A 10,141-nucleotide genomic window follows, 5' to 3' on the forward strand; every position below is an offset into this window, starting at 1 on the left:
GGGACGCATTGCACGCGTTGCTGCTGACCAAACTACGCGCGGCAAACCAGATTGACTTCTCACGTGTGGTCGTCGACTCCTCGTCGATTCGAGCGGTTGGGGCGGGCGAAAAACTGGCCCGAACCCCACCGATCGAGCGCGACCCGGTTCCAAACACCACCTCGCCACCGACGCCAACGGCACACCGATCGCGGCAATCTTGACCGGAGCCAACCGCAATGACGTCACGCAACTGATCCCCCTGATCGAGGCGATCGCGCCGATCAAAGGCGTTCGCGGTCGGCCACTGAGCAGGCCCAAACGCGTCTATGCGGATCGAGGCTACGATCACGACAAGTACCGGCGCATCCTGCACGAGCGAGGCATTCCCACCAGCATTGCTCGACGCGGACAACCACACGGCAGCGGGCTTGGGAAGGTTCGATGGGTCGTGGAGCGCACGCATGCCTGGATGCACCACTTTCGACGTCTCCGTATCCGATTCGAACGGCGTGCCGACATTCATGAAGCGTTCCTCAAACTCGGTTGCTCCATGATCTGCTGGAACATTTTGCAGCGGACTCAGCAGCCTTTATGAAACCGTCTCTTAGACGCCCGCTCGCTTATCGCGCCGTTCACGAACGAAGACGTGTTCAACATAACGCCCGACTACGTCATCGCAAAGCGTGAGGACGAAGACGCGCGACTGCTACACGCCAAGTGCTTTGAGCTCGAGGGCAGCAACGGCACGCTCGTCATGACGGGCTCGGTCAATGCCACGGGCCAGAGCCTGAGCTCTACGGACAACGTCGAGGTGTCCCTCATCCGCTGGTTGCCGAAGTCGCCGTTCAAATGGACGAAGGCCGAGCCGGTTGAGTTCACGCCTTGCGAGTTCAAGGTCGAGTCGTTGACAGCCCGCAATCCGGCCCTTCAGGTCACGTGGACGGTTGCCAATGAACTGGTGGGGCGCATTGAGCCCTACGGAGATACAGAGCTGGTCACTCTGTCCGTTTGGGACGGCGACGAGCGCGCCACCTTGGTGGATGAGGTACCGCTCGCGGACGGCAAGTTCTCGGTCAAGCTGGGGCAGCCGGTCAATGCGCGCGGCGCATTGCGGCTCACCGTCGAGGGACTGGACTTGCACGCCGAAGGCTGGATTAACGTTGAGCTTGACTTGGCGGGTGACGAAAACCAGCGCAACCTGGCCAAGGCATCCAGTCGTGTGATGGCTAACGAATTCCGGCTGGAAGACCTGGACACCATCTTCGGCTGGCTCGCGCGGCTGCAAAATCATGTCCAGTCGCAGGAAAAGCCTGAGCCCGGCAGCCCGGTCCGGTCCTCCTCGTCGTCCGCTTCGACCAAGAGTGGTGCAGCGCCAGCACCCATTCGCAAGATGAGCTACGACGAGTGGCGAGCGAGTATCGAGACGCCGAACGTGGCGAAAACCCCGGCGGGGCTCACCCGGAACACGGTCGAAGCCGTATTGCGCTGGCTGAATCGCGATGTCACGCCGCCAGCTCCGGCCAACCCACCCGAGAAGGACGACACACCATCTCAGGAAGGTAAGCCGACGGGCAAGACAGCACCGCCGGTCAAGCGCGCGCTCCTGTCCACAGAAAAGTCCGAGTTCACCACGGGCGGCAGTGCCGCTGACGAAGAGCGCCGCCGGCGCACCGAGGCGCTGTATCAGGCACTTCTGGAGGCCATTCCGAAGGGGCTGGCTCTGGAGGCACGGTCGTCTGTCGCGCCGATGCTGGTCGAGCTTTCGGGCTGCGCGCAGCTCAAGCACGCCCTCGTGCAGGGTGCCCGTGGCGGGCACGCGGATGACCACGTCGCGCTGATGCTCCAGAGCTGGCTGACACGGTTTGCCGCCTTCGAGTATGGGGAGGACAACCGGGGGGTGCTGCTGCCCTTCTTCTCGGCTATCGCGTGCTGTGCGGTGGCGGCACATCAGCAGGTTTCGATGCCCTCCCTCAAGGAAGCCATTGAGCAGCTTGCAGGCCGCACGCTTGAACCCGGCGAGATTGCGGCGGGCGCGCGCCTGGCACTGGGCACGAACCGATTCGACCGCATCCCGGACGACATGAAGCGTGTCGCACTGGAAGCTGGCAGCGCCATTGAAGGTGAGCAAACCCAGTCCCAGCGGCTGGTTGCACTGATTGAGCTCGTCACGCGCCCAGACACCAAGTCAGCGCCGCAGGTGCCGTCCCGTTATCAAAAGGCATTCGCGGCGCTGTGGCAGCACCGCAAGAGCACGCGCGGCGCGTTCGGCGTACTGGCGCGAAGCGTTGGACCGTTGGCTTGCCCGTGCTGCTACGGTCGGCTGCAGTCGGAGGACGCCTCCCGGCTGCGCGCAGACCAGGTCTGCCTGTGTATGAACTGCCAGCGCCCGGTCTTTTACGCCCTCGACACGGCAGCCCTGGACCAGAACGGCCTGGCTGGCCGCTACAAGAAAAACTGACTATGCTCCAGCATCTCGACAAGCCGTACTTCACCGACCCGTTGACAGACAACTTCGTCCTCGACCCGCTGGGCACGAACGCAGTCGTGGAATCACTCTATCGCTCGGTATTTCCGGGCATCAACAACGTGGTGGCCTTCATCCGGGTCTACTCCGCCATTTGCTGGATGGTGCGCCAGATTGACCAGACGGCCCGGCGCAAGCGTGACCCGGATATCGAGACGCTCTCCCTGGAAGGCCTTGAGAAAATCCAGCTGCTGCTGGGCTGGTATAACGTACGGCAGAACATCCGCGGGCTCGCCGGCGGCGGGCGTCTCTACCCGGAGGGGCGCACGAAGGTAAAGCTGAGCATGAAGGTCATCGTCGGCGCGCAGGACCAGAAAGCCATGGACCTCGACCCGGACTACGAGCCCAGCTCCGGCGCCAACTTCCTGCAGGCCGTACAGTATGGGCCAAGCATCATCAACGGCATGCCTTGCCTGAAGGTGACGGGCATCCGGGGTGCGTACCTGCTCACGGATGCTGGAGAGAAGCTGGCCGACGCCTATGAGAAGGCCATTGCGAAACACCCGCGCCGGGACTGGCTCGCTGATATCGGTAAGCAACACGTGTCGGATGAGGAAGTCGCGGAGATGGGTGGGATGCTCGACCTGCTCAATCCGTCTCAGGGCGAGATTGATGCGTTCACGGAGCAGTACTACCCCGAGTTCCCGGACGGGCTCACCTTGGGGCCGAACTGGGAGTATCGTCAGCAAGGCGTGACGCTCGCGTTGCGAGCCGTTTATGCCGAGCAGAAGACACCGGCGCACAGAGACGGCGTGCCTGAAAATGTCATCCGGTTCACGATGGCACGGGGCCTCACGCATGATGGCAGCTATGAGTTGACAATCGACGACTGCGCCCAGACACAAAGCTGGTGGGCCAGCCTGCAATTGCGGCAGTACGTCCGCATTGCCCAAGGAGTCCTGCTGCGGCTGTGCGAGTCATGGGTGCACAGGGCCGTCGTCACCAACCATCCCCGCGAGATTCTCGACTGCGCCCAAGGGCTCGGCGAGAAGCTGCTCACGCTGCTGCCAGAAAACTCCCGCGAGGACGTGGCAAGCCTCGTCAAGATGATGGACGATTGGCGCGGCGATGCGCCGACGCTATTCGCGGCCGGTCCTAAGCTTGAATACGCGCAACGTATCGAATCCCTGCTGGAGCACTTGTTGAGTGTGCGGTACTTTGCTCACAACTCAGAAGAGGAGGACCAGGCATTGCGCAGCGCGTACGTCGCCATGCTCTTCTGTGCAAGTGAAGCGAGGAACTTCAGGGCTGACCCGCACTTCGACCAGGCGCTCGAGAACGAGCAACTCACGCTCGGCAAGCTCTCCAGTGTCATGCTTGCGCACATGCACGATTCGCCGGCGGTGTTCATGGCACACATCGTCCAGCACTACGTTTTGCTCCAGCATTTCGGTATCGTGCAGGAGCGCGCCGCCCGGGATGGTCGCAGCCGCTACGTGTTGCTCAAGGGCGACCAGGGCCTCGAGCGAACAGGGAAAGGCGAGGGTTTTGTCGGCATCGACCTACTCGCGGACCGACTCTTGCATGCACTGCGGCTGGCCGCGCAATGCAACCTGCTGGTGCACAACGAGGAGGCCGGAACGTTCTCCCTGACCGCAGAGGGCCTGCGACGCCTTCAGTCCATTGCCGCCTGATGTGCATGTAGCGAGACACATAGGGAGAAATTTTTTGCCCCTTCCGATAGCCACCGAGTCGGTTGCCAGTTGGGCCGTCCGGTGAAGGCGACGACCCGTTCTGTGTTGTTCTGTTTTCGGAAGCAGCGTTCCATCAGTTCGGGCCGCCGAACGACGGGACCTTCACGCTCACCCTCTGGCGCAGTGCGGTTTGCGCAGATATACCGCGCATCGCAAGCCGGGTGCAAAGGCTGCCGCCAAGTCGTCGGCGTCGGCCGCGACGTAACGTGACCCGAAGACCGGTGCCACTTGGACCGGACACGGCCGTGCGCCGCCGTGGAAAGCTCGCGCGAGAGACCCTTGGAAGTTCTTGGTCGACGCCAGCCAGCATTGCGACGTCTGCGTCCGTCGGTAAGCTAGCCGCAAAGGTAGGAAACTTCGTGCGCGGGCCACAGCCGGCCAAGTATCGCGACCCTAAGTCCGGTGCAACTTGGAGCGGTCGTGGACCGGCGCGCGGCTGAATCTCAAAAAGCTTGACCGAGCGAACTCCAGAGACCGCTGCGATGGAATCGCCGCTATGATGCAATGTACCCCAATGTACCCGTTACTGCGAATTTTCTTTCTCCCTTATAAGCAATCCAACTAACGTAATGGATTAACGGCCATGTCCGCCGACCCGATTCTGTATTGTCTTGAAAACTTGACCGATTATCGTGTTTTCGAGCGCCTCTGTTCGACCTTGTTAGCCGGCGTTGGATATGTCACCATCGACCCATTAGGCGGAACAGGGGATGAAGGTCGCGACGCCGTTATCGTCCCGCTTGAAGATGGTCGCAAGATAGTTTTTGCCTACACCGTGCGCAGCGACTGGAGACAAAAATTACGCTCTGACTGCAATCGAGTTCGTGAGAAAGGTCATGGTCCCGACATCTTCGTGTTTGCTTGCACACAGGCACTCACTGCCGCAGAGAAAGATTGGGCCCGAGAGCTCTTGGCGGACGAGTACGGATGGAAGCTGGACTTGTTCGACGTTGAACGTATGCGAGTACAACTCGCCGGTCCCCAACGACATTTGTTGGCACAACACCCGAGCATCTTTACGCCACCGTTCTTTCCGCGGCGCGGAGGTCAATCGATAGCGGCAAGTCACGACACGATTCTGATTGACCATGTTCCCGCCGACCACGCCGCCGCAGCGTGGCTCGCCCGCCGCCTCACCTTGGCCGGATACCGGACCTGGTGCCAAGGCACTGCCCCCGTTCAGGGAGAGAACGTCGACGATACCGTTCGTCAACTCATTGAGTCACGCGCACGCCTCTACCTACCATTTTTGTCGGCATCCAGCCTAGAGAATTCTGCGTTCCTCGAAAGATGCACGATAGCGGGCATGCAGGAGGACTTCGTTGTGCCTTGCGCAGCTGGTGGGTACGTAGCGGGGCGCCTTCCCTCGAGGATTGCAAAACTGGAACCCGCTAGCTTCGCGCCGTCGTGGAATACTGGCCTTCAACACGTTCTGGGACGTCTCTCTTCACTAGGTGTTCCCCTGTCGCATGAAGTGGAGCGGGGGCGGCAGATAGCATTGCGCGACTATTTCCCCACCTCGGTCACAGTGCCTGAACCTGAACCGGTCTTTGCAAACGCGTTTGCCGTGAAGGTTCCTGAGACGATGCTGCTTTTCGAGTTGGCGAAGACACTCACCAAATCCGAGGTGAGTGAACTCCGAAAGTCGTGGGCATTTGCAATCATGAGCGAAAAGTCGCTGCGTTCACTCAGCCGCCGGCTACGGCGCCGATTCGGCGTAGCGCACGCCCCTCAGAGGTTCTCTGGGCGCACTTTCCAGAAACAGAGGGGCGTCGAACCAAAAACGTGGCAACAGAGCTGATTCGTCGGAGTCTTGAGGTCGCCTGTTATGAAAAAGGCCTCGAACGATGCGCGTCACGCGACGTACTCTATTTTCCTGCGCCGAAAGTCGGCGAGCGCAAGCAGACAGTTCAGAACGTCGACGGTCGGACGACGTGGACACAACTGACTGGCCAAGTCCAAAAGGGATATGGCGAACGGGCGTCAAAATTCGCTTACCAATTGTCGCCCGCATTCTCTCCCAAGCAGGGCCCAGACGGCAGTTGGGAGGTTTTATTGCGCATATACGTTCGCGTAACGACCCTCGAAGGCGTACCGTTTGAGGGTCCCGAAATCAATCGTCGAAGAAAAATCGTCACGAAGTCTTGGTGGAATCAAAAGTGGCTCCGTTTGCTTCTCGGTATAGTCCAAAGCCTCGAAACGAGCGCGGATACCATCCAGATAGGAGCCGGTACCCGCGCGGTCACGATGTCAACGCGACCTTTGATGTGGGAGTGTCCAGTAGGTCTGGATGTCGTAGCCTTGGCCCGCGCGCCAGACATCGGTGAAGAAATCGCTGAATACCGTTCGCGGGACGCAGAAGGCACTGAGGACTACACGCCGTCTGGCGAGAGGGACGAACAAGCATGAACAAGTTTCACTATCTTGGCGAGCCATTGCTTTTATTCGGCCACGACCAGTTGGCTGAAGACCCTCACGACGGCCTTGCACTGTTTGGTCCCGCCGAAGCGCGAACGCAAATGCCAGACACGGTAGTCGTCGGTACGAAAGAAGGGATTGAACTTTGGAGCGACTGGTGCGAGGCATTGAACGCGCCGGCATCTTGTGTCGACCCGCAGAAGCATCGTGCGTGGCCGCCTTACCCCGGGTTCGACGTAGCGTTCGGCCCTAAATGGCCAGACCCAGTTCGAAGCCTCGCAATCGACGCGGGAGCCCTGTCCGATGCGTCCCGCATCGCCGATAAGTTTGACCGAGCCTTTGCCGTCGCAAACCTCTACGTCGACGAGATGAGCCGGCTTTCGAAACTGGACTCGAGGCCTGCCCTCGCTATCTGTGTCGTGCCAGATGAGGTCGCCGAGAACTGCCGGCCCAACGCCTCCGTCGCGGTCTCGAAGCAAAGCGAGTTGTCACGAAGCAAAGACGAGAAGAAGTTTCTGACCAAAGCAATCGCCGACCGCGATTCGGGCCAAACGCGGATGTTCGACGACGAACCCGACGTCGCCGAGATAATCGGTGACATCGATGAATTTGAAGAGTCCCACTCAATGTCCCCAGATTTTAGGCGCCAATTGAAGGCCCGAATGATGGAGGCTGAACTGCCTGTTCAAATCATCCGAGAATCGACACTGCGCATTACGGAACAGGTGAGGCAAGGCTTGAAGGGAGCGAATCCGTTGTCGGACAGACTCTGGAATTTTGCAACCGCCGTTTATTACAAGTGTGGCTCGAAGCCTTGGAAGACTCCTTGGGCTCGCGAAGGCGTTTGCTACGTGGGCTTGGCCTATAAGCGCACAGACTCTGGTCAGAACGCCTGTTGCGCGGCGCAGATGTTTCTGGACAGCGGAGATGGAGTCGTCTTCGTAGGCGAGTTCGGACCTTGGTATTCTGCGGAGCGCAAAGAGTTCCATCTACCACCAGAGAAGGCCGAAGCGCTATTGCGCGGCGTCTTGGCAACGTACCGAGAGCAGGACGGAAGGCCACTGAAAGAGATTTTCCTGCACGCTCGGTCTGGCATTGACTCCGAAGAATACGAAGGATTTAAGCGAGCTTGCCCACTTGAGGTCAATCTCGTCGCAATTCGCGTGAACCAGGAGCGCAATACCTACCGTCTCTACCGGCACGACAATAATCCGGATACCGCGAAGCGAGGACAGCATCCCGTGTTGCGCGGTGTTCTCTGGGAACGGACATCCCGGTACGGATTGCTGTTCACGAATGGATTCAAGCCAAGGTTGGGCACTTACGACGGCTTCGAAGTACCGGTACCTTTGTCAATTACCATTCAGCACGGTAAAGGAGAGCTTGTCCAGATTGCGAAAGACGTTCTCGGGCTGACCAAGCTGAACTACAACGCGTGCGTACTCGGTGAAGGACAACCGATAACGGTGAAGTACTCGGACCGTGTTGGCGAAATCCTACTCGCAAACCCAGGGCTTCCATCAGAGAGGTGGCGCGCCAACTTTAAATACTATGTGTAGAACCCCTCCGTTCAAGAAGCTCAGGCTATCGCCACGCCCATTTTCCGCATGGCAGAAGCAGCTCAACAGCTGCACGCCGTCGCGACGGCACGAACGGAACGGCAAGCTAGCGACTTCAAAGCCCTCCTGACTGACCGTGTTTGCCATTGAGCGCATATGCCAGGTACATACTGCCGATTCTTACCGTTGACCCATGACCGTGATTTTCAGTGCTATCCGAAGTATTGTGACGCGGACCGATGTCACAACAGGCATCTGCATCTTCTACGCAGCAAGTTTCTAGGCTCGTCGGCATTCGGATGCGGTCAAGGAGGGGTTGGGATAGCGGAGTGGCTTTGAAATTTTTTAAAGGCGTGATAGTCTGCCGGGCGTCTGCGGACAGATTTGTTATCGTGTTTCGCGATAAATGGACGTATCGTTAGGCGACGTTGCCCTCGCATATCGTAGCATCCGCCATGAGATGAGCCTTGCCATAGAGTGTCCGCAGACATTCACTCTTTGACGATGAAAACGCCAACTCACATTGCGCGCTTGAGGTCAGCAAGTTCACTTCACTCGCTCGCGCATCTCCTAGGATATGAGCCCAAAGGTCTAGCCTATGTGGTTTATGGGATAGACGACAAGTACAAATATACCGACTTCCAGATTCCTAAGCGTCGGGGTGGGGTACGCACGATTAGTGCGCCCATTGAAAAGCTGAAGCTGCTGCAAAAACGTGTGGCAACGCTTTTGGAAGAATGCATCAATGAAATTGACGCCGAGCGTGGTGTCAGAAATACGCTTTCCCACGGGTTCCGGAAGAAGCACTCAATTCTGACAAACGCCGCACCACATCGAAATCGCCGTTATGTATTTAATGTCGACCTCCACAATTTCTTTGGTACGGTCGATTTCGGCCGAATTTCCGGGTACCTCAAGAAGAATAAGCATTTCCAGCTGAATCCGACCGTTGCGCGGATGTTGGCTCAGATAGCATGTCATCAGAAGGTCTTGCCGCAAGGAAGCCCCTGTTCACCAGCAATCGCGAACCTCATTGCACATATACTGGACATTCGTTTGGCCCGTCTCGCTGCGAGAAACGATTGTCACTACTCTCGGTACGCGGACGACCTCACATTCTCGACGAATCGCCCCGTGTTTCCTTCGGAGATTGCACGGCGCGTTGGGGATACCAACGAGTGGGTCGCAGGTAAGACGCTTCTTAAAATAATTAAGGAATCTCGATTCGAGATAAATCCCGAGAAAACGCGAATGCAGTTTGCTCGCTTTCGCCAGGATGTCACTGGGGTCATCGTCAACCGGACACTCAATGTCCGTCGAGAGTACGTGAAGAATGCACGTGCGATGGTCGACTCCTACGTAACAAGAGGCGCTTTCTACTTCGAAAAACAGTTTCGAGACGAGAAGGGCGCGTGGACAGCGGAATCGGCGGCGGGTACGGTCGGCCTGTTGATGTCCACGCAGAACTGACCCACCGGGGATGCGGACAAAATCTTGGACTACTTTGGAGGTAGTCCATGTATTCATACGAAGACCGCGTTCGGGCGGTCGAGCTGTACCTGAAACTCGGAAAGCGCGTCAAGGCGACAATCCGCCAGTTGGGTTACCCGACGAAGAATTCTCTCAAGGCGTGGTGCGAGGAATTCGAGAAGAGTGGCGATCTGCAGAAAGAGTATGTTCGCGTAAAGCCGAAGTACTCAGAAGAACAGAAGAACCTGGCACTTGAGCATTACGTCAATCACGGGCGCAGCTTCAGCTTCACCCTCAGGGCATTAGGCTATCCCTGTCGCCAGATACTGACGGCGTGGGTTCGCGAGCGCTATCCGGAAACCAGGAAACGCGTGGTTGGCAAGGCAGGCCGACCGGCCGTGTCATTGGCGACCAGGCAGCTCGCGGTGTACGAACTGTGCACACGGGAAGGAAGTGCACAGGCGGTGGCGCAAAAGCTGGACGTCGACAGGGTG

The 10,141-nt window shown here is 58.5% G+C and carries 6 protein-coding genes and 3 pseudogenes; all 9 read left to right on the forward strand.

All coding sequences use genetic code 11. The features are described 5' to 3' along the window. Positions 1–577: pseudogene (locus tag AC3IFE_RS10335) on the forward strand (IS5 family transposase); the annotation flags it as partial. Positions 578–628: 51 nt separating this feature from the next. Beyond that, positions 629–2,440: a phospholipase D-like domain-containing protein gene (locus AC3IFE_RS10340; protein ID WP_489190448.1), complete on the forward strand. Its 1,812-nt coding sequence runs from the start codon at positions 629–631 to the stop codon at positions 2,438–2,440. A gap of 2 nt (positions 2,441–2,442) precedes the next feature. After that, positions 2,443–4,140, forward strand: coding sequence for a hypothetical protein (locus tag AC3IFE_RS10345; protein ID WP_489190449.1), 1,698 nt, complete (start codon positions 2,443–2,445; stop codon positions 4,138–4,140). A 211-nt stretch (positions 4,141–4,351) separates the two neighbouring features. Beyond that, a pseudogene (locus AC3IFE_RS10350) lies at positions 4,352–4,631 on the forward strand (H-NS family nucleoid-associated regulatory protein); the annotation flags it as partial. 152 nt (positions 4,632–4,783) lie between these two features. Continuing rightward, on the forward strand, positions 4,784–6,001 hold the full coding sequence (locus tag AC3IFE_RS10355) for a hypothetical protein (protein ID WP_489190450.1): 1,218 nt from the start codon (positions 4,784–4,786) through the stop codon (positions 5,999–6,001). Next, entirely contained in the window at positions 5,986–6,609 is a 624-nt protein-coding gene (locus AC3IFE_RS10360; protein WP_489190451.1) for a hypothetical protein, read from the forward strand. The genes AC3IFE_RS10355 and AC3IFE_RS10360 overlap by 16 nt, the downstream gene beginning before the upstream one ends. Then, a complete protein-coding gene (locus tag AC3IFE_RS10365) occupies positions 6,606–8,177 on the forward strand; it encodes an argonaute/piwi family protein (RefSeq protein ID WP_489190452.1) in 1,572 nt (523 codons plus the stop codon). The genes AC3IFE_RS10360 and AC3IFE_RS10365 overlap by 4 nt, the downstream gene beginning before the upstream one ends. Before the next feature lie 477 nt (positions 8,178–8,654). Beyond that, complete coding sequence (locus tag AC3IFE_RS10370; RefSeq protein WP_489190453.1) at positions 8,655–9,647, forward strand: reverse transcriptase domain-containing protein; 993 nt, start codon at positions 8,655–8,657, stop codon at positions 9,645–9,647. A 47-nt stretch (positions 9,648–9,694) separates the two neighbouring features. Then, positions 9,695–10,141 (forward strand): annotated as a pseudogene (locus AC3IFE_RS10375) (IS3 family transposase); the annotation flags it as partial.

Source organism: Burkholderia sp. APQ4-4ca (assembly GCF_057837105.1).